This window comes from Streptomyces sp. Go-475, assembly GCF_003330845.1.
Taxonomy (GTDB): domain Bacteria; phylum Actinomycetota; class Actinomycetes; order Streptomycetales; family Streptomycetaceae; genus Streptomyces.
On sequence record NZ_CP026121.1, the window covers coordinates 2,029,228 to 2,054,003 of the forward strand.

A 24,776-nucleotide genomic window follows, 5' to 3' on the forward strand; every position below is an offset into this window, starting at 1 on the left:
GGGGCGGCGAGCCGGAGACTTCGGACCCCCGCGGTCGCCCGGCCGGGGCGGGAGGGGCGGTGGCCTCGGACCGGGCACCGCCAGGGCCGACCAGGGCAGGGCGGGACAGAAGCCTCGGGCCGGACCCCGCCATCGCCCCGCCGGGACTGACGGCGCGGAGGCCCCGGACCGTACCCCGCCGGGACTGACGGCGCGGAGGCCCCGGACCGGACCCCGCCGCCGCCCCACCGGGACGGGACGGTGCCGTGGCATCGGTTCGGGCCGCCCTCACTCGATGTCGGCGCCGCGTGGGAGGATCGGAGACGTACCTCACAGCGCAGTCGAAGGGGAGCGTGCGATGGCGTCGAAGCCGCCCAAGAGTGATCCGGTTCAGGACGCGCCGCAGGTCGCCGGGCCGAAGCACGCGGCAGCGGGGCTCCCCGCGATCGGGCACACCCTGCGGGTCGCCCAGCGGCAGATGGGCGTGAAGCGCACCGCGCTGACGCTGCTGAGCGTGAACCAGAAGGACGGCTTCGACTGCCCGGGCTGCGCCTGGCCGGAGCCGGAGCACCGGCACAGGGCGGAGTTCTGCGAGAACGGCGCGAAGGCCGTCGCCGAGGAGGCCACCCTGCGCCGGGTGACGCCCGAGTTCTTCGCGGCGCACCCGGTCGCCGATCTCGCCGGCCGCAGCGGCTACTGGCTGGGCCAGCAGGGCCGCCTCACCCACCCCGTGTACCTGCCGGAGGGCGGCACGCACTACGAGCCGGTCACCTGGGAGCGCGCCTTCGACATCATCGCCGAGGAGATCACCGCCCTCGGCTCCCCGGACGAGGCCGTCTTCTACACCTCGGGCCGCACCAGCAACGAGGCCGCCTTCCTCTACCAGCTCTTCGCCCGCGAGCTCGGCACGAACAACCTGCCCGACTGCTCGAACATGTGCCACGAGTCGTCCGGCTCGGCCCTGTCGGAGACGATCGGCATCGGCAAGGGCAGCGTCCTGCTGGAGGACCTGTACAAGGCGGACCTGATCATCGTCGCCGGGCAGAACCCGGGGACGAACCACCCGCGCATGCTCTCCGCCCTGGAGAAGGCGAAGGACAACGGGGCGAAGATCATCAGCGTCAACCCGCTGCCCGAGGCGGGCCTGGAGCGCTTCAAGAACCCGCAGACCCCGCAGGGCATGCTCAAGGGCGCGGCGCTGACGGACCTGTTCCTGCAGATCCGCATCGGCGGCGACCAGGCGCTGTTCCGCCTCCTCAACAAGCTGATCCTGGAGCGGGAGGGCGCGGTCGACGAGGCGTTCGTGCGGGAGCACACGCACGGCTTCGAGGAGTTCGCCGAGGCCGCCCGCGCCGCCGACTGGGACGAGACGCTGAAGGCGACCGGCCTGACCCAGGAGGACATCGAGAAGGCCCTGCGCATGGTCCTGGCCTCCGAGCGGACCATCGTCTGCTGGGCGATGGGCCTCACCCAGCACAAGCACTCGGTGCCCACGATCCGGGAAGTGGTCAACTTCCTGCTCCTGCGCGGCAACATCGGCCGCCCGGGCGCGGGCGTGTGCCCGGTGCGCGGCCATTCGAACGTGCAGGGCGACCGCACGATGGGCATCTTCGAGCGCCCCGCCCCGGCGTTCCTGGACGCCTTGGAGAAGGAGTTCGGCTTCGCGCCGCCCCGGGAGCACGGCTACGACGTCGTCCGGGCGATCCGCGCGCTGCGCGACGGTGAGGCGAAGGTCTTCTTCGCCATGGGCGGCAACTTCGTCTCGGCCTCCCCCGACACGGAGGTCACGGAGGCGGCCATGCGGCGGGCCCGGCTGACCGTGCACGTGTCGACGAAGCTGAACCGCTCGCACGTGGTCACGGGCGCGCGGGCCCTGATCCTGCCGACGCTCGGCCGGACCGAGCGCGATCTGCAGGGCGGCGGCGAGCAGTTCGTGACGGTCGAGGACTCGATGGGCATGGTGCACGCCTCCCGGGGCCGCCTCGAGCCCGCGAGTGAGCACCTGCTGTCGGAGCCGGCCATCGTGTGCCGCCTGGCCCGCCGCGTGCTGGGTGAGAACAGCCGGACGCCGTGGGAGGAGTTCGAGAAGGACTACGCGACGATCCGGGACCGCATCGCGCGCGTGATCCCCGGTTTCGAGGACTTCAACGCGCGCGTGGCCCGCCCCGGCGGCTTCGCGCTCCCCCATGCCCCGCGCGACGAGCGCCGCTTCCCGACGGCCACCGGCAAGGCCAACTTCACCGCCGCGCCCGTGGAGTACCCGGAGCTGCCCGAGGGCCGCCTGCTGCTGCAGACGCTGCGCTCGCACGACCAGTACAACACCACGATCTACGGCCTGGACGACCGCTACCGGGGCATCCGGGGCGGCCGCCGGGTGGTGCTGGTCAACCCCGAGGACGCCCGGGCCCTGAAGCTGGCGGACGGCGACTACGTCGACCTGATCAGCGAGTGGAAGGACGGCGTGGAGCGCAGGGCGCCCGGTTTCCGGGTCGTGCACTACCCGACGGCCCGGGGCTGTGCCGCCGCGTACTACCCGGAGACCAACGTGCTGGTGCCGCTGGATGCCACGGCGGACACCAGTAACACCCCGGCCAGCAAGTCCGTCGTGGTGCGTCTGGAACAATCGGCGACCGACTGAGCGTTTGCTCAGTCGCAAGCGGTCGAGCGATGAGGACGAACGGAGCCGGGCCCCATGGGTGAGCAGCAGCATGTGAAGTTCCCGCAAGAGGTCATCGACGAGTACGCCTCCCTCGGCGTCGACCTCCCGGCCCTGTTCTCCGCGGGCCACCTCGGGACCCGGATGGGCGTCCAGATCAGCGAGGCGTCGGCGGACCGGGTCGTCGGGACGATGCCGGTGGAGGGCAACACCCAGCCCTACGGACTGCTGCACGGCGGGGCCTCCGCGGTGCTCGCCGAGACGCTGGGCTCGATCGGCTCGATGCTGCACGGCGGCAGCTCCAAGATCGCCGTGGGGGTCGACCTGAACTGCACCCACCACCGCGGGGCGCGCTCCGGCCTGGTCACGGGTGTGGCCACGCCCGTGCACCGGGGGCGCTCCACCGCCACCTACGAAATCATCATCACGGACGAAAACGACAAAAGGGTGTGTACCGCCCGGCTGACCTGCCTGCTGCGCGACCTGAAGCCGGGCGACGAGGAGTTCATCCGCGCCGCGAGCTGACCCGACGTAGGGAAAACCCTGGAGGGGCGGGCGCGCTCTTGTCGCGACCGCCCCCGCGCGCTTCACTGACGCTCCCCCCCCACAGGAGAAGACCCGTCCCACCCGTAGAAGGGTTTCTCTTGACCTCCGTACGCGCCATCGCCGTCACCGCCGCGGCCACTGCCGCCGTGCTCGCCACCGCGCTGCCGTCCGCCGCCATCAACTCCTACAACGCCACACCCGCCCCCGAACGCACCGAAGTCGGCGCGCTCGTGGCCACCTGGGACAACGACGGCGACCCCGCGACCCCCGACCGGGTCGACTGGGTCTGCTCCGGCACCATGATCGACGCGGACACCTTCCTGACCGCCGCGCACTGCACCACGGACTGGCCCGACAACGTGCGGTTCTACGTCTCCCTCGACCAGGACGTGCAGTCCGGCCTCGACGCGGCGGCGAAGAAGTACCCGGGCGACCCCGCCGCACAGGCCGCCGCGGTCGCCGTCGAGGGCACCGCCCACTCGCACCCCGACTACCCGGGCCCCGCCTCCGACACCCACGACATCGCGGTGGTCCAGCTGCCCGCCGCCCAGGTCAAGGCCCGCTGGAGCTTCACCCCGGCCGCCCTGCCCACGGCGAACCAGCTCGGCAGACTCGGCCCGCGGGGCCTGAACGGCACCGACTGGTTCGTCGCCGGCTACGGCACCCAGGAGGCCGTCAACGGCCCCGGCGGACACACCCACCCCGGCGGCGGCGTCCGCATGAAGGCGCCCGTCACCTTCGACGCCCTCAACGACTCCTGGGCCCGCCTGGCGATGACCGCGCCGCAGGGCAACGGAGGCGCCTGCTACGGCGACTCGGGCGGCCCCAACTTCGCGATGATCGACAGCAGGCGCGTCCTCGCCGCGACCACCATCACCGGCGACACCCCCTGCTACGCGACCAACGTCACCTACCGCCTGGACACCCCCGGCGCCCGCGCCTTCCTCGCGCCGTACGTGCGCCTGCCGTAACCCCGCACGGGCCCGCCGCCGACCGCCCCGCCGCACCGGGCACAGCCCCGAAGCGGCGGGGCGCCGACGTTCGCATTCATCAACTCGCGTAGCGCGTGGGGCCTCCGCTCCCCCCTATTCCTCTCTCTCCGTAACGCTCCGTAACACGCGCGCAATACAACGCCACACGCCCATCTCCGGCCGCGGAACCTTTCCGATTCCGCCCGCGCCGACCACTCCACGGCAACCGCACGATCTCAGCCACTGCCAACCGGAAGTGCGCGTTCTCAGAATGCGGACGTCGGCGAAAATCCACCAAACCCGCCGAGACGGCCCGCCACCGAGACCGGGCATCCACCACGTCATAACAAGAAAGTCACAAGCCAGCCCGCGCCGCTGACCCTGCCCTTACCCCGGGCTTAGAGTCACGGCCAGTCACCGCTCCACATCGGGAGTTCGGTACCAGCGCGGCACTCACCCCCCGACCAGGGCGGGGCCTGCCTGTGAAAGGACTGATTGTGCGACAGCGTTCCTTGGTGATTCTTACCTCCGTTCTCACGACCGGAGCTCTGACTCTCACCGCCTGCGGCTCCCGAGACGACAGCGGTGACAAGAGCGGAGACAGCGGGAGCGGCACCACGCTGACCATCGGCGTCGACGCCCCCCTCTCCGGTGAGAACTCCACCACCGGCCTCGGCATCCAGTACGGCGCCCAGATAGCCGTCGACGACGCCAACAAGAACAACTGGGTCCCGGGCGTGAAATTCAAGCTCAAGGCCCTCGACGACAAGGCCCAGCCCGCCACCGGCCAGTCCAACGCCACCAGCCTCGTCGGCGACAAGACCGTCGTCGGAGCCGTCGGCCCGCTGAACTCCGGCGTCGCCCAGACCATGCAGCAGGTCTTCGCCTCGGCCAACATGGCCCAGATCTCCCCCGCGAACACCGCCCCCGAGCTCACCCAGGGCAAGAACTGGCAGACGGACAAGAAGCGTCCCTTCAAGACGTACTTCCGCACCGCCACCACCGACGAACTGCAGGGCAGCTTCGCCGCCGGCTACGCCTACAACGGCCTCAAGAAGAAGAAGGCCTTCGTCGTCGACGACAAGCAGACCTACGGCGCCGGCCTCGCGAAGATCTTCAACGAGCAGTTCAAGAAGCTCGGCGGCAAGGTCGTCGCGACCGACCACGTCAACACCGGCGACAAGGACTTCGGCTCCCTCGTCACCAAGATCAAGAACTCCGGTGCCGACCTGCTCTACTACGGCGGCCAGTACGACGAGTCCGCGCTGATCACCAAGCAGCTCAAGGACGCCGGCGTCAAGATCCCGCTCTTCGGCGGCGACGGCATGTTCGCCTCCACCTACATCGAGGCCGCCGGCAAGTCCTCCGAGGGCGACCTCGTCACCGCCATCGGCGTCCCCGCCGACACCCTGCCCGCCGCCAAGCAGTTCATCCAGACCTACAAGGACAAGGGCTACAAGGGCGACTACGGCGCCTACGGCGCCTACGCCTACGACGCCGCCACCGCCATCATCAAGGCCGTCAAGGCCGCGGCCGACGCCAACGGCGGCAAGGTGCCCACCGACATCAACGACCTGCGCTCCAAGGTCGTCGACGGAGTCCAGAAGTCCGACTTCGAAGGCCTCACCGGCAAGGTCTCCTTCGACCAGTACGGCGACACCACCAACAAGCAGCTGACGGTCTACCAGGTCGAGAAGGGTGCCTGGAAGGCCGTGGAAACCGGCACCGCCGACCTGCAGTAGTCCCGGCCCCCCAGAAAGCCGCACCACGGGCCGCGCGGGAGGAGGACCCCGACCGCGCGGCCCGTTTTCACACCCCCACACAGCACGCGACCACGCACGCATCCAGTGCACACGACCACCAGCGACATGGAGGCCACGCGGTGAACACCCTGCCGCAGCAGCTGGCCAACGGGCTGCTTCTCGGCTCGATGTACGGGCTGATCGCCATCGGCTACACGATGGTGTACGGCATCGTCCAGCTCATCAACTTCGCGCACGGCGAGATCTTCATGACCGGAGCGTTCGGCGCCCTCACGGTCTACTTCTACATCCTCCCCGACGGCACCTCGATGGCCCTCGCCGTACCGCTGATGCTCCTCGGCGGCGCCCTCGTGGCCATCCTCATCGCCGTCGGAGCGGAACGGTTCGCCTACCGCCCCCTGCGCGGAGCACCACGACTGGCACCCCTCATCACGGCCATCGGCCTCTCCCTGGCCCTCCAGGAGGTCGTCCGCAACTTCTACCCCGGCGCCGACCGCGCCCGCGCCTTCCCCGGCCTCGACGCCACCCACGACATCGGCTCCATCACCATCAAGGACGCCGACATCTTCCTCATCCTCGCCGCGGTCCTCTGCATGGCCGCGCTCGCCTTCTTCGTGCGCCGCAGCCGCACCGGCCGCGCCATGCAGGCCACCGCGCAGGACCCCGACACCGCACAGCTCATGGGCATCGACACCAACCGCATCATCGTCATCGCCTTCGCCATCGGCGGCTTCTTCGCCGCCGTCGCCGCCGTCGCCTACGGACTCAAGTACGGCAACGTCGACTACCGCATGGGCTTCCTCATGGGCCTCAAGGCCTTCACCGCGGCCGTCCTCGGCGGCATCGGCAACATCTACGGCGCCATGCTCGGCGGCGTCGTCCTCGGCATCGCCGAGACCCTCGCCTCCGCCTACATCGACGAGATCCCCGGCATGCAGCAGCTCGGCGGCCAGAGCTGGGCCAACGTGTGGGCCTTCTGCCTCCTCATCCTCGTGCTCCTCTTCAGGCCACAGGGCCTGCTCGGCGAGCGCGTCGCGGACAGGGCGTGATCACATGACCGAGACGACCAAGACCCCCGCCCCGGACGCCACCCCCGCGCCGCCCGCACTGCGCGGCCTCATACCGCTGCCCCTGGCAGCCGCCCGCGCCCTGCTCCTCGCCGGCGGCATCGCCACCGCGGCCTCCGCCTTCCTCGCCTGGACCTGGACCGACGAGTTCCCCGGCGACCTCACCATCAACGGCTACCCCGGCGGCCTGCAGTGGCTCACCTTCACCGCCGGCCTCCTCACCGCCCTCTTCACCCTCGCCGCGTACGGCATCCGCGGCCTCGGCTGGCTCCTGCCCGCCCGCAACAACGCACCCCTCGTCCTCACCGCACTCGGCGGCTTCGCCGTCACCTGGTTCACCGTCATCGCCATCAGCGTCGAACTCGGCGGCGTCGTCAACCTCGAACCCGGCGGCTGGATCGCGGCCCTCGCCTCCCTCCTGCCCCTCATCGGCGCCTTCGCCCTCCCCCAGGAGCGCACCGGCACCGACGGCACCAAGGAAGCCCTCAAGGCCTACATCGCCAAGCCCGACCGGATCCCCGCACCCGCGGCCACCGCGCCCTGGGTCCAGCGGGCCGTCATCACCGTCGTCACCATCATCGGCCTCGGCGTCTTCACCTACGGCATCGACACCGAGTACGGCGAACTCTTCGTCGGCTACCTCTTCGTCGTCACCTTCGCCATGTGGGCGCTGCACACCGCCGGCCTCCTCGACCGCTTCTCCGCACAGGTCGCCGCCAACCGCAGCTTCACCCTCGCCATGGGCTTCGCCGCGGCCATCGCCTTCCCCTTCACCCAGACCGACGACCACTACGCCAACATCGGCGTCAACATCCTGATCTTCGGGACCGTCGCCCTCGGCCTCAACATCGTCGTCGGCCTCGCCGGACTCCTCGACCTCGGATACGTCGCCTTCCTCGGCGTCGGCGCCTACACCGCCGCCCTCGTCTCCGGCTCCGAGTTCTCCACCATCTCCGGCGTCCACTTCCCCTTCTGGGCCTCCGCCCTCACCGGCGCCGCCGCCTCCCTCGTCTTCGGCGTCCTCATCGGCGCCCCGACCCTGCGACTGCGCGGCGACTACCTCGCCATCGTCACCCTCGGCTTCGGAGAGATCTTCCGCATCGCCGTCAACAACATGGACGGCGACTCCGGACCCGACGTCACCAACGGCCCCAACGGCATCGCCAACATCCCCGACCTGAACCTCCTCGGCTTCAACTTCGGCCAGGCCCACGACATCGGCGGATTCACCCTCGGCCGCTTCGCCAACTACTACCTGCTGATGGTCCTCATCATGGCCATCGTCGTCCTGGTCTACACGCGTGCAGCGGACTCCCGCATCGGCCGCTCCTGGATCGCCATCCGCGAGGACGAGACCGCCGCCACCGCCATGGGCATCAACGGCTTCCGCGTCAAACTCATCGCCTTCGCCCTCGGCGCCGCCCTCGCCGGCCTCGCCGGCACCGTCAGCGCCCACGTCACCTACAGCGTCGTCCCCACGCCGTACCAGTTCGCCGGCTCCACCCCGCCCAACTCCGCGTTCCTCCTGGCCGCGGTCGTCCTCGGCGGCATGGGCACCGTCGCCGGCCCGCTCCTCGGCGCGGCCCTGCTCTACCTGCTCCCCGAGAAGCTCGTCTTCCTCCAGGACAAGTCGCTCCTCGCCTTCGGCATCGCGCTCATCCTCCTGATGCGCTTCCGCCCCGAAGGCATCATCGCCAACCGCCGGCGCCAGCTCGAATTCCACGAGACCGGCCAACTCGACGTACCCAAACAGACCACGCTGACCGACGAACCGGCCGTCACCAAGGCGGGGGCGTAACCATCATGACGACACCTGTACTCGAAGCCCGCGACGTCACGATGCGCTTCGGCGGCCTCACCGCCGTCCGCTCCGTCGACTTCACGGTCAACGCCGGCGAGATCGTCGGCCTCATCGGCCCCAACGGCGCCGGCAAGACGACGTTCTTCAACTGCCTCACCGGCCTCTACGTCCCGACGGAGGGCACGGTCTCCTACAAGGGCACCGTCCTCCCGCCCAAGCCCCACCTCGTCACCCAGGCCGGCATCGCCCGCACCTTCCAGAACATCCGCCTGTTCGCCAACATGACGGTCCTGGAAAACGTCCTCGTCGGCCGCCACACGCGGACCAAGGAAGGCCTCTGGTCGGCCCTCCTGCGCGGCCCCGGCTTCAAGAAGGCGGAAAAGGCCAGCGAAGAACGCGCCATGGAACTCCTGGAGTTCATCGGCCTCGCCCACAAACGCGACCACCTGGCCCGCAACCTCCCCTACGGCGAACAGCGCAAGCTGGAGATCGCACGGGCCCTGGCCTCCGAACCCGGCCTGCTCCTGCTCGACGAGCCCACGGCCGGCATGAACCCCCAGGAGACCCGCGCCACCGAGGAGTTGGTCTTCGCCATCCGCGACAAGGGCATCGCCGTCCTCCTCATCGAGCACGACATGCGCTTCGTCTTCAACCTGAGCGACCGCGTCGCCGTCCTCGTCCAGGGCGAGAAGCTCGTCGAAGGCACCCCCGACGTCGTCCAGGCCGACGAACGCGTCGTCGCCGCCTACCTCGGCGAACCCTTCGAAGGCGATCCGGGCGAGGCCGAAGCCGCCGAGGTCGAGGCCGCCGAAGCCGCCGCCGACGCGACCAGCACCACCAGCAGCACCAAGGGAGAAGCCAAGTGACCGCACTCCTCGAGGTCGAAGACCTCCGGGTCTCCTACGGCAAGATCGAAGCCGTCAAAGGCATCTCCTTCAGCGTCGATGCCGGCCAGGTCGTCACCCTCATCGGCACCAACGGCGCCGGCAAGACGACGACCCTGCGCACGCTGTCGGGCCTGCTCAAGCCGACGTCCGGGAAGATCCTCTTCGACGGCAAACCCCTCAACGGAGTCCCCGCCCACAAGATCGTCGCCCTCGGACTCGCCCACTCCCCCGAAGGCCGGCACATCTTCCCCCGCCTCACCATCTTCGAAAACCTCCAGCTCGGTGCCTTCCTGCGGAAGGACAAGGACGGCATCGAAAAGGACATCCAGAAGGCGTACGACCTGTTCCCCATCCTCGGGGAACGCCGCAACCAGGCCGCGGGCACCCTCTCCGGCGGTGAGCAGCAGATGCTCGCCATGGGCCGCGCCCTGATGTCCCAGCCCAAGCTCCTCATGCTCGACGAGCCCTCCATGGGCCTCTCCCCGATCATGATGCAGAAGATCATGGCGACGATCTCCGAGCTGAAGGCCCAGGGCACGACCATCCTCCTCGTCGAACAGAACGCCCAGGCGGCGCTGTCCCTGGCCGACCAGGGCCACGTCATGGAGGTCGGCAACGTCGTCCTCTCCGGGACGGGGCAGGACCTGCTGCACGACGAGTCGGTACGCAAGGCGTACCTGGGCGAGGACTGAGGTCCCTGCCGTATACGAAAGGGCCCGCTTGACTTCCGCAGGGAAGTCAAGCGGGCCCTGTCGTATCGCTCAGCCCTTGTTGGCCTTCTTCTCCTCGGCGTCCTGGATGACCGCCTCCGCGACCTGCTGCATCGACATACGGCGGTCCATCGACGTCTTCTGGATCCACCGGAACGCCGCCGGCTCCGTCAGCCCGTACTCCGTCTGCAGGATCGACTTCGCCCGGTCCACCAGCTTGCGCGTCTCCAGCCGGAGCGTGAGGTCGGCGACCTCCTTCTCCAGCTCCTTCAGCTCCGTGAACCGCGAGACGGCCATCTCGATCGCCGGGACGACATCCGTCTTGCTGAACGGCTTCACCAGGTACGCCATGGCACCGGCGTCCCGCGCGCGCTCCACGAGATCCCGCTGCGAGAACGCGGTCAGCATCAGCACCGGCGCGATGCTCTCCTCGGCGATCTTCTCCGCCGCGGAGATACCGTCCAGCTTCGGCATCTTCACGTCCAGGATCACCAGGTCGGGGCGGTGCTCACGGGCCAGCTCCACGGCCTGCTCACCGTCACCGGCCTCACCGACGACGGTGTACCCCTCCTCCTCCAGCATCTCTTTGAGATCGAGCCGGATCAGCGCCTCGTCCTCGGCGATGACGACCCGCGTCGTCATCGGAGGCACGTGCGACTTGTCCTCATCAGGCACGTCAACAGGCTGGGGCGACTCGGGGGCGCTCACGTGGGCTCCTTGGTAGGGGCAGGCCGGTACTGCTCCCAAGAGCGTACCTAGCTGCGGTATGGTGGTCGGGCAGTGGGTCGAGGTCAACCTTGGATTCACCGGGCCCCGGTAGCCCAATTGGCAGCAGGCAATGGATTCAAAACCCATACAGTGTCGGTTCGAGTCCGACCCGGGGCACTTTTCCTTGGTTTCCAAGGTCACCCATTCGAAGCGGATGTCCACGTTCTCGTGAACATCCGCTTTTTGCTGCGTGTCGTCACGACCGCACTCTGACAGTGGCCTCATGTACGACCTCAGCACACGTAAGCGAGCACTCGCACTGGTGGCTCAGGGCCGCAGCCTGAACTCGGTGAGCCGTGAGACAGGAATCTCACGCGCCGCGATCCGGTCCTGGCGGGACCGCCTCGAGCCGCTGCCCCGCATGGCGCACGCAGACCCCGGGCCGCCTGCCGATGAGCGCGCTTACGCCTATCTGCTGGGCCTCTATCTCGGTGATGGCTGCATCAGCGGTCACCCTCGCGGCACCGGCTACTACCTGCGGATCGCCTGCGCGGACTCGTGGCCGGGCCTGATCGACGCCTGCGAGACCGCCATGCGTGCCATCAGCCCGAGCGGGCGCACCTACCGCGTTCAGGCACAGGGATACGTCTCGGTGGTCAGCTACAGCAGACACTGGCCGCATCTCATCCCCCAGCACGGTCCCGGCAAGAAGCACGAACGCCCCATCGCCCTCGCTCCCTGGCAGCAAGTCATCGTCGAGGCCCACCCCTGGGAGTTCATCCGCGGACTCATCCACTCCGACGGCTGCCGGATCACCAACTGGACCACCCGAATCGTCGGCGGCGAGCGGAGGCGCTACGAGTATCCGCGGTACTTCTTCACCAACCGCTCTACCGACATCGTCCGTCTCTTCACCCATGCCTTGGACCAGGTGGGCGTCGACTGGAAGCAGGCAAGCGCGTTCAACATCTCCATCGCCCGCAAAGCCTCCGTCGCCCTCATGGACGCCCACGTAGGCCCCAAGTACTGACGACGCCCTACCGCGGGCTGTCGTCCTCCCCGATGTGGTGGACGCGGACCATGTTCGTGGAGCCCGAGACGCCGGGCGGGGAGCCGGCCGTGATGACCACCGTGTCGCCCTTGGCGCAGCGGCCGTAGCGGAGGAGCAGTTCGTCGACCTGGTCGACCATCGCGTCGGTCGAGCCGACCTCCGGGCCGAGGAACGTCTCGACGCCCCATGTCAGGGCGAGCTGGGAGCGGGTCGCCTGGTCGGGGGTGAAGGCCAGCAGGGGGATGGGTGAGCGGTAGCGGGAGAGGCGGCGGGCCGTGTCGCCGGACTGGGTGAAGGCGACGAGGAATTTCGCGCCGAGGAAGTCGCCCATTTCGGCGGCGGCTCGGGCTACCGCGCCGCCCTGGGTGCGGGGCTTGTTGCGTTCGGTCAGGGGTGGGAGGCCCTTGGCCAGGATGTCTTCTTCCGCCGCTTCGACGATGCGGGCCATGGTGCGGACCGTTTCGATCGGGTGTTTGCCGACGCTCGTCTCGCCGGAGAGCATCACCGCGTCGGTGCCGTCGATGACGGCGTTGGCGACGTCGGAGGCTTCCGCGCGGGTCGGGCGGGCGTTGTCGATCATGGAGTCGAGCATCTGGGTGGCGACGATGACCGGTTTGGCGTTGCGCTTCGCCAGTTTGATCGCGCGCTTCTGGACGATCGGGACCTGTTCGAGCGGCATTTCGACGCCGAGGTCTCCGCGGGCGACCATGATGCCGTCGAAGGCGGCGACGATGTCGTCGATGTTCTGGACGGCCTGGGGTTTTTCGACTTTGGCGATGACGGGGAGGCGGCGGCCTTCCTCGTCCATGATGCGGTGGACGTCCTGGATGTCGCGGCCGCTGCGGACGAAGGAGAGGGCGATGACGTCGAAGCCGGTGCGCAGGGCCCAGCGGAGGTCGTCCTCGTCCTTCTTGGAGAGGGCGGGGACGGAGACGGCGACGCCGGGGAGGTTGAGGCCCTTGTGGTCGGAGATGACGCCGCCTTCGATGACGGTGGTGTGGACGCGGGGGCCGTCGACCTGGGTGACTTCGAGGCAGACTTTGCCGTCGTCGACGAGGATGCGTTCGCCGGGGGTGACGTCGTCGGCGAGGCCGGCGTAGGTGGTGCCGCACATGTGGCCGTCGCCTTCGGTGCCGTCTTCGACGGTGATGGTGAAGGTGTCGCCGCGTTCGAGGAGTACGGGGCCTTCGGTGAAGCGGCCGAGGCGGATTTTCGGGCCTTGAAGATCGGCGAGGAGGCCGACGCTGCGGCCGGTTTCGTCGGCGGCCTTGCGGACCCGGTGGTAGCGCTCCTCGTGTTCGGCGTGTTCGCCGTGGCTGAGGTTGAAGCGGGCTACGTCCATTCCGGCGTCGACCAGGTCTTTGATCTGGTCGTACGAGTCGGTGGCGGGTCCAAGGGTGCAGACGATCTTCGCTCGGCGCATAGGTCCGAGCCTATGAGTTACCGGCGGGTAGAGAATTGGCCGTGCATGACTACTCAACAGACTTTGCGTGAAGTGTTATGGACAAGTGTTGAATTGTGCGGCGGGGTGCTCCGATGAGCGCCCCGGGGGAATTCGTTCGCGCATTCGGAATTTCGATTCGTTTCCCCGTGGGGCTTACAGCCGCGGCGGCACCATCGTGAAGCGGGCGTTGATCTGGGCGTGGACGCGCTGGCGTTGGGGTTCGAGGTCGAGGGGTGCGGCGGGGGCGCTTTCGGCGGCGGCGCCGTAGCCGGCGGAGCGCATGCGGCCGGGGGCCTGGGGGAAGGCGGGCGGGCTGCTCTCCGCGCCGATGTCGGCGAGTTCGACGAGGGCGGAGAGGGTGGTGCCGAGTGCCTCGGCGTATTCGCGGGCGCGTTGGACGGCTTCCGTCACGGCTTTCTTGCGGGCTTCGCGGTGGGCGGGTGAGTCGGGGCGCAGGGCCCACCAGGGGCCGTCGACGCGGGTGAGTTCGAGGTCGGCGAGGCGGGTGGTGAGTTCGCCGAGGGCGGTGAAGTCGGTGAGTTCGGCGGTGACGTGGACGCTGCCGTGGTAGGTGCGGACGCGTTCGCCGCGGCCGTGTTTGGTGAGTTCGGGGGTGATGGAGAAGGCGCCGGTCTCCAGGCGTTCGACGGCGTCGCCGTAGGACTTGACGAGGTCGAGGACGCCGGCGTTGCGGCGGGTGAGGTCGTCGAGGGCGGAGCGGCGGTCGCGGCCGCGGGCGGCGACGGTGATGCCGATGCGGGCGATCTCGGGGTCGACTTCGAGGCGGGCCTCGCCGCGGACGGCGATGCGCGGCGCGTCGGGCGTGCCGTAGGGGACGGCGGGCTGGGTGGCATCTCCGGCGGGCGTGGTCATACGCCCCACTCTGTCATGTCTTGGCTGGCCGGAGGCCTGGAGTCGGTGATCCCGAGTCATCTAATCGCAACCTGCCGGGGCTGTTGCTGCCGGTCATGCACGGGTCAGAATCTACGCGCGTTGTCCACGCGCGTTGTTCACAGTTTCCGCGAGGAGTGCCAGCCATGCCGTTGAACCGCCGGAAGTTCCTGGAGAAGTCCGCCGTGACCGGGGCGGGGGTGGCAGTGGCCGGTGCGGTCGGGGCGCCGGGCGCTCAGGCGGCCGAGGCGCGGGACGGCTCGCGGGGACGTGCGAAGCGGTACGCGTTCACCGTGATGGGCACGACGGACCTGCACGGCAACGTCTTCAACTGGGACTACTTCACGGACAAGGAGTTCGACGACAAGGCGCACAACGACGTCGGTCTCGCGAAGGTCTCCACCCTGGTGAACCGGGTCCGCGCGGAGAAGGGCCGCCGCAACACGCTGCTCATCGACGCGGGCGACACGATCCAGGGCACGCAGTTGTCGTACTACTACGCCAAGGTGGACCCGATCACCGCCGAGGGCGGCCCGGTGCACCCGATGGCGCAGGCGATGAACGCCATGGACTACGACGCGGCGGCGCTCGGCAACCACGAGTTCAACTACGGCATTCCGGTGCTGCGGAAGTTCGAGCAGCAGTGCCGCTTCCCGCTGCTGGGCGCGAACGCGCTGGACGCGAAGACGCTGCGCCCGGCGTTCCCGCCGTACAGCATGCACCGGCTGCGCACGCCGTTCGGGCGGGATGTGAAGGTGGCGGTGCTGGGGCTGACGAACCCGGGCATCGCGATCTGGGACAAGGCGAACGTGCAGGGGAAGATGACGTTCCCGGGTCTGGAGGAGCAGGCGGCGAAGTGGGTGCCGAAGCTGCGGTCGATGGGCGCGGACGTCGTGATCGTCTCGGCGCACAGTGGTTCGTCGGGGACGTCGTCCTACGGTGACCAGCTGCCGTACATCGAGAACGCGGCCGGTCTGGTGGCCGAGCAGGTGCCGGGCATCGACGCGATCCTGGTGGGGCACGCGCACACGGAGATCCCCGAGTACTTCGTGACGAACAAGAAGACCGGCAAGCAGGTCGTGCTGTCGGAGCCGCTGAAGTGGGGGCAGCGGCTGACGCTGTTCGACTTCGAGCTGGTCTGGGAGAAGGGCTGCTGGAAGGTCGAGAAGGTCGGTGCGCAGGTCCTGAACTCCAACACCGTGGAGGAGGACCCGGCGATCGTGCGGCTGTTGTCGGACGAGCACGAGAAGGTCGTGGCGTACGTCAACCAGGTGATCGGCACGAACGCGGCGGAGATGACGTCGGCCGAGGCGCCGTACAAGGACGTGCCGATCATCGATCTGATCAACCACATCCAGGCGGACACGGTGAAGCAGGCGCTCGCGGGCACGGAGCACGCGGCGCTGCCGGTGCTGTCGCAGGCGGCGTGCTTCTCGCGGTCCGCCCGGATCCCGGCGGGCGAGGTGACCATCCGGGACGTGGCGGGGCTGTACGTCTTCGAGAACACGCTGGAGGCGCGTCTGATGACGGGCGCGCAGCTGAAGGCGTACCTGGAGTACTCGGCGAACTACTTCACGCAGACGGCGCCGGGCGAGCCGGTGGACCCGGCGAAGCTGACGAACGCGGGCGGGACGCCGGACTACAACTACGACGTGGTGAGCGGTCTGTCGTACGAGATCGACATCGCGAAGCCGGCCGGGTCGCGGGTGACGAACGTGCGGTTCGAGGGGCAGCCGCTGGCGGACGACGCGAAGTTCGTGTTCGCGGTGAACAACTACCGGGCCAACGGCGGCGGGAACTTCCCGCATGTCGCCGCCGCGCCGCTGCTGTGGTCGAACTCGGACGAGATCCGCAACACCATGATCGCCTGGGTGAAGGCGAAGGGGTCGATCGATCCGGCCGAGTTCGCCGCGGTGGACTGGAAGCTCACGCGGAACGGCACGCCCGTCTTCTGACCGGCGTAGCCGCGTCCTTCGTCACCTTCGGTCGTCGACGAGCGGGGTCAGGGCCGGTGCCTCGCGGGGCGGCGGCACCTGTTGCCGCTGGGTGAGGCCGAAGGTGGTGAAGGCGGTGCGGCTCGGGAGCCGGTAGGCCTCCCTGCCGGTCAGGGAGTTGAGGATGATCGCGCCGCGCCAGGCGGTGAGGCCGAGGTCGGGTGTGCCGACGCCGTGGGTGTGGGTCTCGGCGTTCTGGACGTACACCGAGCCGGAGACGGACGGGTCGAGGACGAGCCGGTGGTCCTCGTCGACGCGCGGGCGTTCCTGGCTGTCGCGGCGCATGTAGGGGTCGAGGCCGGCGAGGACGCGGTCGAGGGGGCGTTCGCGGTAGCCGGTGGCGAGGACGACGGCGTCGGTGGTGAGGCGGGAGCGGCTGTCCTGGCGGGCGTGTTCCAGGTGCAGTTCCACTTTGGTCGTGGCGACGCGGCCGGCGGTGCGGACGCGGACGCCCGGGGTGAGGACGGCGTCGGGCCAGCCGCCGTGCAGGGTGCGGCGGTAGAGCTCGTCGTGGATGGCGGCGATGGTGCCGGCGTCGATGCCCTTGTGGAGCTGCCACTGTCCGGCGACGAGCCGGTCGCGGGCGGTCTCGGGCAGGGCGTGGAAGTAGCGGGTGTGGTCGGGGGTGAAGTGCTCCAGGCCGAGCTTGGAGTACTCCATGGGGGCGAAGGCCTCGGTGCGGCCGAGCCAGTGGAGTTTCTCGCGTCCGGCGGGCCGGTTGCGGAGCAGGTCGAGGAAGATCTCGGCGCCGGACTGTCCGATGCCGACGACGGTGACGTGTTCGGCGGCGAGGAGGGCGGCGCGGTGGTCGAGGTAGTCGGCGGCGTGCAGGACCGGGACGCCGGGGGCCTCGGCGAGGGGTTTGAGGGGGTCGGGGACGTAGGGCTCGGTGCCGATGCCGAGGACGACGTTGCGGGTGTACGTCCGGCCGAGGGCCTCTGCTTCGCCGTCGGTGTCGAGTTGGGTGAAGTCGACTTCGAACAGGTCGCGTTCGGGGTTCCAGCGGACGGCGTCGACCTGGTGGCCGAAGTGCAGGCCGGGGAGGTTCTCGGAGACCCAGCGGCAGTAGGCGTCGTACTCGGCGCGCTGGATGTGGAACCGCTCGGCGAAGTAGAAGGGGAAGAGCCGTTCGCGGGACCTGAGCCAGTTGAGGAAGGTCCAGGGGCTGGTGGGGTCGGCGAGGGTGACCAGGTCGGCGAGGAACGGGACCTGGATGGTGGTGTCTTCGATGAGCAGGCCGGGGTGCCAGGCGAAGGCGGGGCGCTGGTCGTAGAAGGCGGGGTCGAGGCCGTCGAGCGGGTGGGCGAGGGCGGCGAGGGAGAGGTTGGCGGGGCCGATGCCGACGCCGACGAGGTCGCGGGGGGCGTCGGGCTCGTGGTGCGGGTGGGGCGTGGGGGTGGGGTCGGGGGTCGGTGGGGGGTTCATCGGGGGGTGTGTCCTTCCGCGAGTGTCGCTCGGCGCGCTGCCACGAGGTGCAGCAGGGCGGCCAGGTCGTCGGGGCCGGTGGCGGGGTTGAGGAGGGTGGCCTTGAGCCAGAGCCGGCCGTCGAGGCGGGCCCGGCCGAGGACGGCGCGGCCGTCGGTGAGGAGCGCGCGGCGTACGGCGGCGACGGTGGTGTCGGGGGCGCCCGCGGGCCGGAACAGCACGGTGCTGATGACGGGCGGGGCGTGCAGTTCGAAGCCGGGGTGTTCGTGGACGAGGGCGGCGAAGTCGCGGGCGCGGGCGCACACCTGGTCGACGAGTGTGCCGAGGCCGTGGCGGCCGAGGGTCTTGAGGGTGACGGCGAGTTTGAGGACGTCGGGGCGGCGGGTGGTGCGCAGGGAGCGGCCGAGGAGGTCGGGCAGGCCGGCTTCGGTGTCGTCGGTGGCGTTCAGGTAGTCGGCGCGCTGCCGCAGGGCGGTGAGGTCGTGTGCGTCTTTGACGGCGAGGAGGCCTGCGGCGACCGGTTGCCAGCCGAGCTTGTGCAGGTCGAGGGTGACGGTGTCGGCGGCGTCGAGGCCGGTGAGGCGGGTGCGGTGCCGGTCGCTGAAGAGGAGGCCTCCGCCGTAGGCGGCGTCGATGTGCAGCCGGGCGCCGTGGGCGGTGCAGCGGGCGGCGATCTCGGGCAGGGGGTCGATGTGTCCGGCGTCGGTGGTGCCGGCGGTGGCGGCGACGAGCAGGGGGCCGGGCAGGCGGGTGAGGACCGCGTCGAGCGCGGTGGGGTCGATCGTTCCGTCCGGGGCGGGGACGACGACGGGTTCGGGCAGTCCGAGCAGCCAGGCGGCGCGTGGGAGCGAGTGGTGGGCGTTCGCCCCGACGACGAGCCGTGGGGTGCCGCCGCAGGCCTCCCGGGCGAGGAGCAGGGCGAGTTGGTTGGACTCGGTGCCGCCGGTGGTGATGACGGAGTCGGGGGGTCCGCTCTGTCCGGAGCCGTAGATCTCTCCGGCCAGTGCCGCTGTGACCATCGCCTCCAGTTCCGAGGCGGCCGGGGCCTGGTCCCAGGAGTCCAGGGACGGGTTGAGGGCGGAGGCGGCGAGGTCGGCGGCGGTGGCGACGGCGAGGGGCGGGCAGTGGAGGTGGGCGGCGCACAGGGGGTGGGCCGGGTCGGCGGCGCCCTCGGCGAAGGCGCGGACCAGGGTCCGCAGGGCGTGTGGGTCGCCCTGGTCGGGCAGGACTTCGCCCACGGCGTCCCGTAGGCGCGCGGCGACCGCGTCCGGCCCGCCCGCCGGCAGCGGCCCGCCCCGGGCCCGGGCGCCGGCGTCCAGCGCGTCGAGCACGGTGTCGAGCAACGGGCGCAGGGCGTACGGGCCTGCTGGGCCTGAGGCGAGGGGCGGCGTGCTCATGGGCTGTCCTCCGGTGCGCGGGGCGGCGCGCCCGAATAGCCCAACGACGGGACCCGGGTGGAGGTACGTCCGTACGGGGAGAACGTGTCGGAGCCGCACGGGTCCGGGACGGGGCGTGGGGTCGCGCCCGGGGCGCCCGTCGCCACGGCACCACCAGGGCGGGCCCGGGCCGCCCCGGTGGCGCCCCCATTCACAGCACCACCGAGGCCGGGCCCGGGGTCGCCCCGGCGCGCCCGCCCCCACACAGCGCCCAGGGCCTGGGCGGATCGGCGGGTGAGGCGGCCGGGTGCGCCGGGCCTCAGGGTGCGGTCCGTGCCCGTTCGTCCGGGGCGTCAGGTTCTAGGTGTTCTGGGGCTCCTGGTCGGTTCGGGTGCCCTGGACGCGTAGTGCGCGGGACAGGTCGTCGAGTTGGTCGATGAGTTTGCGGCGCAGGGCGGGGACCGGGTCGGCGTCGCGCAGGCACTCCTCGCCGAGGCGGAGGTTGTCCGTGTCGACGGCGTGGGCGGGGAAGGCGTCGCGGCCGACGGCCCCGGCGATGGCTGGGCCGCGGCGGTCGGCGACGGCGACCGCGTCGGTGTAGTAGCGCGGCACGTACTCCCGCACGAGGTCGGCCTGTTCCGGCTGCCAGAAGCCGGCGGCGGTGGCGGTGAAGAGGTAGTTGGACAGCTCGTCGGAGCCGAACATCGCCTCCCACGCGCGGGTCTTGGCCTCCGGGTCGGGCAGGGCGGCCCGGCAGCGGGCGGCGCCCTCCTGGCCGGTGGCGCTCGGGTCGCGGTCGAGTTCGGCGGCGATGGCGGTCTCGTCGGTCGCGCCGAGGACGGCGAGCCGGGCCAGGACGCGCCAGCGCAGTTCGGGGTCGAGCTCCGGGCCGCCGGGGACGGTGCCGTCGGCGAGCCAGGCGGCGATGGTGTCGGGGTGGGCGGCCACGTCGATGCGGTGGCGTACGGCGATCAGGCGCAGGCCGGGGTTGTCGCCGTCCTCGGTGCGGCGGATGAGGTCGCGGCACAGCTCGGAGAGGGTGGCGAGGGCGGCGGGCCGCTCCTCGGGGGTGACGTAGCGGTCGGCGATGTGCGTGGACGCGAAGGCCAGCACGCCCTGGACGATGGCGAGGTCGGTCTCCAGGGGGAGGTGGGCGCGGGCCGTCTCCAGGTAGGCGGCGGGGGCGAGTTCGCCGTCGCGGACGGCGTCCCGCAGGGCGTTCCAGACGACCGCGCGGGTGAGCGGCTCGGGCAGGCCGGACAGGTCCTTGCGGACGGTCTCGAAGGACTCGGGGTCGAAGCGGACCTTGGCGTAGGTGAGGTCGCCGTCGTTGAGGAGGAGCAGCGCCGGGCGCTTGCCGATGGGGTGGGCGCCGTCCTGCGGGAGGTCCAGGTGGAGGCGTTCGCGCAGGACGAGGTGGCCGCCGTCGTCGCCGAGGTCCCGGTCGTACAGGCCGGCGGCGATGCGGTGGGGGCGGCTGCCGGCGCGATCGACGGTGAGGGCGCAGGTGCCGTGTTCGCCGGGGGCGACGCGCGGGGTGAGGGTGTCGACCCCGGTGGTGCGCAGCCATGCGTCGGCCCAGGCGTGGACGTCGCGTTCGGTGGCGCTCGCGAGGTTGTCGATGAAGTCGGCGAGGGTGGCGTTGGCGAACTTGTGCCGGGCGAAGTGCGTGTTGATGCCGGCGAGGAAGTCCTTCTCGCCGAGCCAGGCGACCAGTTGCCGCAGCGCGCTGGCGCCCTTGGCGTAGGAGATGCCGTCGAAGTTGAGCAGCGCGGAGGCGGTGTCGTCGACGGCTTCGGGGGCGACGGGGTGGGTGGAGGGGCGCTGGTCGGCGTCGTAGCCCCAGGACTTGCGGGCGACGCCGAAGTCGGTCCAGGTGTCGGTGAAGCGGGTCGCCTCGGTGAGGGTCTGGTAGCCCATGTACTCGGCGAAGGACTCGTTGAGCCAGATGTCGTCCCACCACTTGAGGGTGACGAGGTCGCCGAACCACATGTGGGCCATCTCGTGGGCGATGACCATGGCGCGGGTCTGGCGCTCGGTGTCGGTGACGGCGGAGCGGTAGACGAACTCGTCGCGGAAGGTGACCAGTCCGGGGTTCTCCATGGCGCCGGCGTTGAACTCGGGGACGAACGCCTGGTCGTAGGAGTCGAAGGGGTAGGGCTCGGCGAACTTCTCGTGGTAGCGGTCGTAGCACTGCCGGGTGATCTCGAAGAGTTCGTCGGCGTCCGTGTCCAGGTAGGGGGCCAGGGAGCGGCGGCAGTGGATGCCGAAGGGCAGGCCGCGGTGTTCGGTGCGCACGGAGTGCCAGGGGCCGGCGGCGACGGCGACGAGGTAGGTGGAGATCAGCGGTGTGGGGGCGGCCTGCCAGAGGCCGTTCCCGGTGTGCTCGGTGATGCCGTTGGCGAGGACGGTCCAGCCCTCGGGGGCCTTCACGGACAGTTCGAAGACGGCTTTCAGGTCGGGCTGGTCGAAGGCGGCGAAGACGCGCTGGACGTCGTCCAGGAAGAGCTGTGTGTAGACGTACGTCTCGCCGTCGGTGGGGTCGGTGAAGCGGTGCATGCCCTCGCCGGTGCGGGAGTAGCGCATGTGGGCGTGGACGCGCAGTTCGTGCTCGCCGGCGGTGAGGTTCTTCAGGGGGAGTCGGTTGCCGTCGAGGGCTTCGGGGTCCAGGGGTTGTCCGTCGAGGGTGACGGAGCGCAGCTCGGCGGGCTTGACCTCGACGAAGGTGTCCCCGTCCGCGCGGGCGCTGAACCTGATCGCGGTACGGGAGCCGAAGGTGTCGTCGCCGCTGGTCAGGTCGAGTTCGATCGTGTAGCGGTGGACGTCGAGGAGCTCTGCTCGGGTCTGCGCTTCGTCGCGCGTCAGTACGGACATGCAGGACATGCTGCCTGATGGCAGGTGCAAGGCACAGAGGCGGATCGGTACGCGCCCAATGTCCGGTCTATGTGCGGTCTTTTTCGAGCTCCCCGGCGTGCGCCCCCATGGGTCGCTGGGTCGGTACGCGGGCGTCCGGACGGGGCAGGCCGGGGCGCGGGGGGTGTGCGGTGATCTCGGTGTGCTCGCGGACGACGGAGCGCAGCCGGCGCACCTCCCGTTCCAGGGCGAGGTGGCGCCGGTGGGTGTCGTAGAGGTAGCGGACCTTGGTGCGCAGGGCCCAGGGGTCCACGGGTTTGAGGACGAGGTCGGCGACGCCGAGTCCGAAGGCGGCGGTGGTGAGTTCGTGGTCGGCGCCGAATCCGGTGAGCAGGATGACGGGGATGTGCTGGGTCTGTTCGACGCGCCGCATGTAGCGCACGACCTCCAGTCCGCTGACGCCGGGCATGCGCACGTCGAGCAGGAGCAGGCCGACCTGGCCACGGAGGACCTGCTTGAGTGCCTCGTCGCCGCTGGTGGCCCGGGCGAGCTGGTAGCCCAGCGGGGCCAGGGCGCTCTCCAGCGCGTACAGCGTGTCCTCGTGGTCGTCGACGATGAGGATCCTGGTATCCGACGGCATGGCCCGGCGCCCCTCCCTCGTGGAGGACCAGAGTAATGCGCGACACTGACGGGCAGTGCTCGTCAGCTGACATGCTGTGCACAGCGCAGCATGCACCGCCCGGGGCGCCGTGTCACCACCCCCGAGGTCAGTTACCGGCGGTCGCGGCGCCGTTGAGTGCCTCGTCGGCGATGCGCTCGTGGTGGCGGATCACCTCGGCGACGATGAAGTTGAGGAATTTCTCCGCGAAGGCCGGGTCCAGTTTGGCGTTCTCGGCGAGGGCGCGCAGCCGGGCGATCTGGCGGGCCTCGCGCGCCGGGTCGGCGGGCGGCAGCTGGTGGCGCGCCTTGAGGTGGCCGACCTGCTGGGTGCACTTGAAGCGCTCGGCGAGCATGTGGACGACGGCGGCGTCGATGTTGTCGATGCTGTCGCGCAGCCGGGCGAGTTCGTCGCGGACGGCGGGGTCGACGTCACCGGTGGCGGTGTTGCTGGTGGTCATGGAGGGTCAGCGTAGAGGGCGGGGGCCGGGCGGCCGCAGGGTGTCTCACGCATCGGCCGGGGCGAGCCGCTTGTGGAAGTAGACGTCCTCGTGGCCGCCGGGCACGCCCTCGATGCGGGCCCGTTCGCGGTAGCCGAGCCGCGGGTAGAAGCCGGGGGCCTGGAAGCTGTACGTGGAGACGATCATGTCGGTGCAGCCGCGCCGGACGGCCTCGGCCTCCGCGGCGCGCATCAGGCGGCTGCCCCAGCCGGCGTGCCGCTGGTCCTCGCGCACCCAGAGCATGTCCACCGAGCACAGGCTGCCCCAGGTCCAGGCGGTGAGGCCGCCGACCAGTTCGCCGGTCGCGTCGGTGGCGCGGACGGAGAGGGGTTCGGTGGGGGCGCCGTCGGCGGCGGCGGTGTTGAAGGCGGTGAGTTCCTCGTCGAGCCGCTTTTCGAGGTCGTCGTCCTGGCCGCCCACCTGGAGCGCGTCGGCCACGGAGCGCTGTTCGCCGGTCACGGCCCGGATTCTGCCAGCGGCTCCGGGGCAGGACGACCGGTTTTCGCCGCGGCGGGGCCGGTCCGGGGCGCGGCGCGGGCTCGTACAGTGGAGTCGGGTTGAGGGGCGTCTTGGGGGTGAGGCGTGGCCAACGACGGGCCGGTCGAGCACGGCTACCCGCATCTGGAGACGGTGCGGGCCGCGATCACGGCGCTGTACAGGCGGCTGTCGTACGACACGATCCAGACGTTCGCGACCAGCGTGCTCCCCGCCGACGTGGCGTTCGGCGACACCGACGACCTGTATCTGGGGGCGCAGCGGGTGGCGCGGGAGCTGGTGCGGCACTACCGGCTGCCGGACGCGCGGCTGATCGTGAGCTTCCGGGAGATGCGGCACGCGGCGAACGTCGAGCTCGCGGCCGGGCCGGAGTACTTCGTGGAGCTGAACGACCGGTTCCGTACGCATCGGCGGGACGTCGGGGCGGCCCTCGCGCACGAGGTGACGCACGTGTACCTGCACCGGCTGGACCTGTCCTTCCCGGGGGTGCGGGACAACGAGATCCTGACGGACACGGCGACGACGTACCTGGGCGCGGGGTGGCTGCTGCTGGACGCGTACCGGGAGGACGGGGCGTCGTCGCAGAAGCTGGGGTATCTCACGCCGGAGGAGTTCGGGTACGTGCTGGCCAAGCGGGCGCTGCTGTTCGGGGAGGACCCGTCGGTGTGGTTCACCAGTCCGCAGGCGTACACGGCGTACGTGAAGGGCAGGGAGCTGGCCCGTCGCGACGGGCAGCAGCCGCCGTTGACCGCGGCGGGGTGGGCGGGGCGGCGGAGGTACGCCAGGGACCGGCGGCACGCGTCGGCGGGGCCGCCGCAGCCGGGGGTGCGGTACGCGTTCTCCCCGGACGGGGGCGGCCGGTTGCGGGTGTCGTTCCCCTGTCCGACGTGTCATCAGCGGATCAGGGTGCCGGTGCGGGGGCGCGTTCGGGCGCGGTGCGCGTTGTGCCGGAGCGTGCTGGAGTGCGATACGTGAGCTGTGCGCCGGGGGGCGCGGTCGGGG

General features: G+C 70.4%; 20 protein-coding genes and 1 tRNA gene. 12 read left to right on the plus strand and 9 right to left on the minus strand.

All coding sequences use genetic code 11. From position 1 onward, the window contains the following. The first annotated feature begins 337 nt into the window (after positions 1-337). From C1703_RS09335 to C1703_RS09370, 8 genes are all read left to right on the plus strand, one after another. On the plus strand, positions 338-2,617 hold the full coding sequence (locus tag C1703_RS09335; protein WP_114251461.1) for an FdhF/YdeP family oxidoreductase: 2,280 nt from the start codon (positions 338-340) through the stop codon (positions 2,615-2,617). Between the two features lie 54 nt (positions 2,618-2,671). Then, complete coding sequence (locus C1703_RS09340; protein ID WP_114251462.1) at positions 2,672-3,160, plus strand: hotdog fold thioesterase; 489 nt, start codon at positions 2,672-2,674, stop codon at positions 3,158-3,160. A 119-nt stretch (positions 3,161-3,279) separates the two neighbouring features. After that, complete coding sequence (locus C1703_RS09345) at positions 3,280-4,152, plus strand: trypsin-like serine protease (protein WP_114251463.1); 873 nt, start codon at positions 3,280-3,282, stop codon at positions 4,150-4,152. 512 nt (positions 4,153-4,664) lie between these two features. Further along, positions 4,665-5,894 (plus strand): branched-chain amino acid ABC transporter substrate-binding protein, encoded by a 1,230-nt coding sequence (locus C1703_RS09350; protein WP_114251464.1) that lies wholly within the window; start codon positions 4,665-4,667, stop codon positions 5,892-5,894. A gap of 140 nt (positions 5,895-6,034) precedes the next feature. Next, a complete protein-coding gene (locus C1703_RS09355; RefSeq protein WP_114251465.1) occupies positions 6,035-6,964 on the plus strand; it encodes a branched-chain amino acid ABC transporter permease in 930 nt (309 codons plus the stop codon). Positions 6,965-6,968: 4 nt separating this feature from the next. Beyond that, the gene (locus C1703_RS09360) at positions 6,969-8,780 is read left to right on the plus strand and encodes a branched-chain amino acid ABC transporter permease (protein ID WP_114251466.1); all 1,812 of its coding nucleotides are present in this window, start codon (positions 6,969-6,971) and stop codon (positions 8,778-8,780) included. Between the two features lie 5 nt (positions 8,781-8,785). Continuing rightward, the gene (locus C1703_RS09365) at positions 8,786-9,649 is read left to right on the plus strand and encodes an ABC transporter ATP-binding protein (protein WP_114251467.1); all 864 of its coding nucleotides are present in this window, start codon (positions 8,786-8,788) and stop codon (positions 9,647-9,649) included. Continuing rightward, positions 9,646-10,362, plus strand: a complete 717-nt coding sequence (locus C1703_RS09370; RefSeq protein ID WP_114251468.1) for an ABC transporter ATP-binding protein — start codon at positions 9,646-9,648, stop codon at positions 10,360-10,362. Before C1703_RS09365 ends, C1703_RS09370 begins: the two co-directional genes overlap by 4 nt. 69 nt (positions 10,363-10,431) lie before the next feature. Here C1703_RS09370 and C1703_RS09375 read toward each other — a convergent pair whose 3' ends face one another. Next, positions 10,432-11,088 (minus strand): response regulator, encoded by a 657-nt coding sequence (locus C1703_RS09375; RefSeq protein WP_031115650.1) that lies wholly within the window; start codon positions 11,086-11,088, stop codon positions 10,432-10,434. A gap of 102 nt (positions 11,089-11,190) precedes the next feature. Here C1703_RS09375 and C1703_RS09380 point away from each other — a divergent pair. Together C1703_RS09380 and C1703_RS09385 are read left to right on the plus strand one after the other, a co-directional pair. Next, positions 11,191-11,265, plus strand: a tRNA-Leu gene (locus tag C1703_RS09380). A 106-nt stretch (positions 11,266-11,371) separates the two neighbouring features. After that, positions 11,372-12,118 (plus strand): helix-turn-helix domain-containing protein, encoded by a 747-nt coding sequence (locus C1703_RS09385; RefSeq protein WP_114251469.1) that lies wholly within the window; start codon positions 11,372-11,374, stop codon positions 12,116-12,118. Positions 12,119-12,125: 7 nt separating this feature from the next. Here the strand turns inward: C1703_RS09385 and pyk are convergent, their stop codons facing one another. Together pyk and C1703_RS09395 are read right to left on the minus strand one after the other, a co-directional pair. Continuing rightward, a complete protein-coding gene (gene pyk, locus C1703_RS09390; RefSeq protein WP_114251470.1) occupies positions 12,126-13,562 on the minus strand; it encodes a pyruvate kinase in 1,437 nt (478 codons plus the stop codon). A gap of 174 nt (positions 13,563-13,736) precedes the next feature. Then, a complete protein-coding gene (locus C1703_RS09395; RefSeq protein WP_114251471.1) occupies positions 13,737-14,456 on the minus strand; it encodes an SIMPL domain-containing protein in 720 nt (239 codons plus the stop codon). 164 nt (positions 14,457-14,620) lie between these two features. On the opposite strand from C1703_RS09395, the gene C1703_RS09400 reads away from it, so the two are divergent. Then, complete coding sequence (locus C1703_RS09400; RefSeq protein WP_114251472.1) at positions 14,621-16,429, plus strand: 5'-nucleotidase C-terminal domain-containing protein; 1,809 nt, start codon at positions 14,621-14,623, stop codon at positions 16,427-16,429. A gap of 21 nt (positions 16,430-16,450) precedes the next feature. Here C1703_RS09400 and C1703_RS09405 read toward each other — a convergent pair whose 3' ends face one another. The 6 genes from C1703_RS09405 to C1703_RS09430 form a co-directional block, all read right to left on the minus strand. After that, a complete protein-coding gene (locus C1703_RS09405) occupies positions 16,451-17,893 on the minus strand; it encodes a SidA/IucD/PvdA family monooxygenase (RefSeq protein ID WP_114251473.1) in 1,443 nt (480 codons plus the stop codon). Beyond that, a complete protein-coding gene (locus C1703_RS09410; protein WP_114251474.1) occupies positions 17,890-19,290 on the minus strand; it encodes an aminotransferase class V-fold PLP-dependent enzyme in 1,401 nt (466 codons plus the stop codon). Before C1703_RS09410 ends, C1703_RS09405 begins: the two co-directional genes overlap by 4 nt. Positions 19,291-19,629: 339 nt before the next feature. Beyond that, entirely contained in the window at positions 19,630-22,143 is a 2,514-nt protein-coding gene (gene pepN / locus C1703_RS09415) for an aminopeptidase N (RefSeq protein WP_114251475.1), read from the minus strand. Positions 22,144-22,210: 67 nt separating this feature from the next. Then, complete coding sequence (locus tag C1703_RS09420) at positions 22,211-22,762, minus strand: response regulator (protein WP_114251476.1); 552 nt, start codon at positions 22,760-22,762, stop codon at positions 22,211-22,213. Between the two features lie 127 nt (positions 22,763-22,889). Beyond that, complete coding sequence (locus tag C1703_RS09425; RefSeq protein ID WP_114251477.1) at positions 22,890-23,240, minus strand: chorismate mutase; 351 nt, start codon at positions 23,238-23,240, stop codon at positions 22,890-22,892. 45 nt (positions 23,241-23,285) lie between these two features. Then, complete coding sequence (locus C1703_RS09430) at positions 23,286-23,738, minus strand: GNAT family N-acetyltransferase (protein ID WP_232840437.1); 453 nt, start codon at positions 23,736-23,738, stop codon at positions 23,286-23,288. A gap of 123 nt (positions 23,739-23,861) precedes the next feature. On the opposite strand from C1703_RS09430, the gene C1703_RS09435 reads away from it, so the two are divergent. After that, positions 23,862-24,749, plus strand: coding sequence for a hypothetical protein (locus C1703_RS09435; protein ID WP_114251478.1), 888 nt, complete (start codon positions 23,862-23,864; stop codon positions 24,747-24,749). The last annotated feature ends 27 nt before the right edge of the window (positions 24,750-24,776 follow it).

Coding starts and splice junctions, on each gene's coding strand:
- C1703_RS09335 (WP_114251461.1), top strand. CDS start 338: ATGGCGTCGAAGCCGCCCAAGAGTGATCCGGTTCAGGACGCGCCGCAG.
- C1703_RS09340 (WP_114251462.1), top strand. CDS start 2,672: ATGGGTGAGCAGCAGCATGTGAAGTTCCCGCAAGAGGTCATCGACGAG.
- C1703_RS09360 (WP_114251466.1), top strand. CDS start 6,969: ATGACCGAGACGACCAAGACCCCCGCCCCGGACGCCACCCCCGCGCCG.
- C1703_RS09365 (WP_114251467.1), top strand. CDS start 8,786: ATGACGACACCTGTACTCGAAGCCCGCGACGTCACGATGCGCTTCGGC.
- C1703_RS09385 (WP_114251469.1), top strand. CDS start 11,372: ATGTACGACCTCAGCACACGTAAGCGAGCACTCGCACTGGTGGCTCAG.
- pyk (WP_114251470.1), bottom strand. CDS start 13,562: ATGCGCCGAGCGAAGATCGTCTGCACCCTTGGACCCGCCACCGACTCG.
- C1703_RS09395 (WP_114251471.1), bottom strand. CDS start 14,456: ATGACCACGCCCGCCGGAGATGCCACCCAGCCCGCCGTCCCCTACGGC.
- C1703_RS09400 (WP_114251472.1), top strand. CDS start 14,621: ATGCCGTTGAACCGCCGGAAGTTCCTGGAGAAGTCCGCCGTGACCGGG.
- C1703_RS09405 (WP_114251473.1), bottom strand. CDS start 17,893: ATGAACCCCCCACCGACCCCCGACCCCACCCCCACGCCCCACCCGCAC.
- C1703_RS09410 (WP_114251474.1), bottom strand. CDS start 19,290: ATGAGCACGCCGCCCCTCGCCTCAGGCCCAGCAGGCCCGTACGCCCTG.
- pepN (WP_114251475.1), bottom strand. CDS start 22,143: ATGTCCGTACTGACGCGCGACGAAGCGCAGACCCGAGCAGAGCTCCTC.
- C1703_RS09420 (WP_114251476.1), bottom strand. CDS start 22,762: ATGCCGTCGGATACCAGGATCCTCATCGTCGACGACCACGAGGACACG.
- C1703_RS09425 (WP_114251477.1), bottom strand. CDS start 23,240: ATGACCACCAGCAACACCGCCACCGGTGACGTCGACCCCGCCGTCCGC.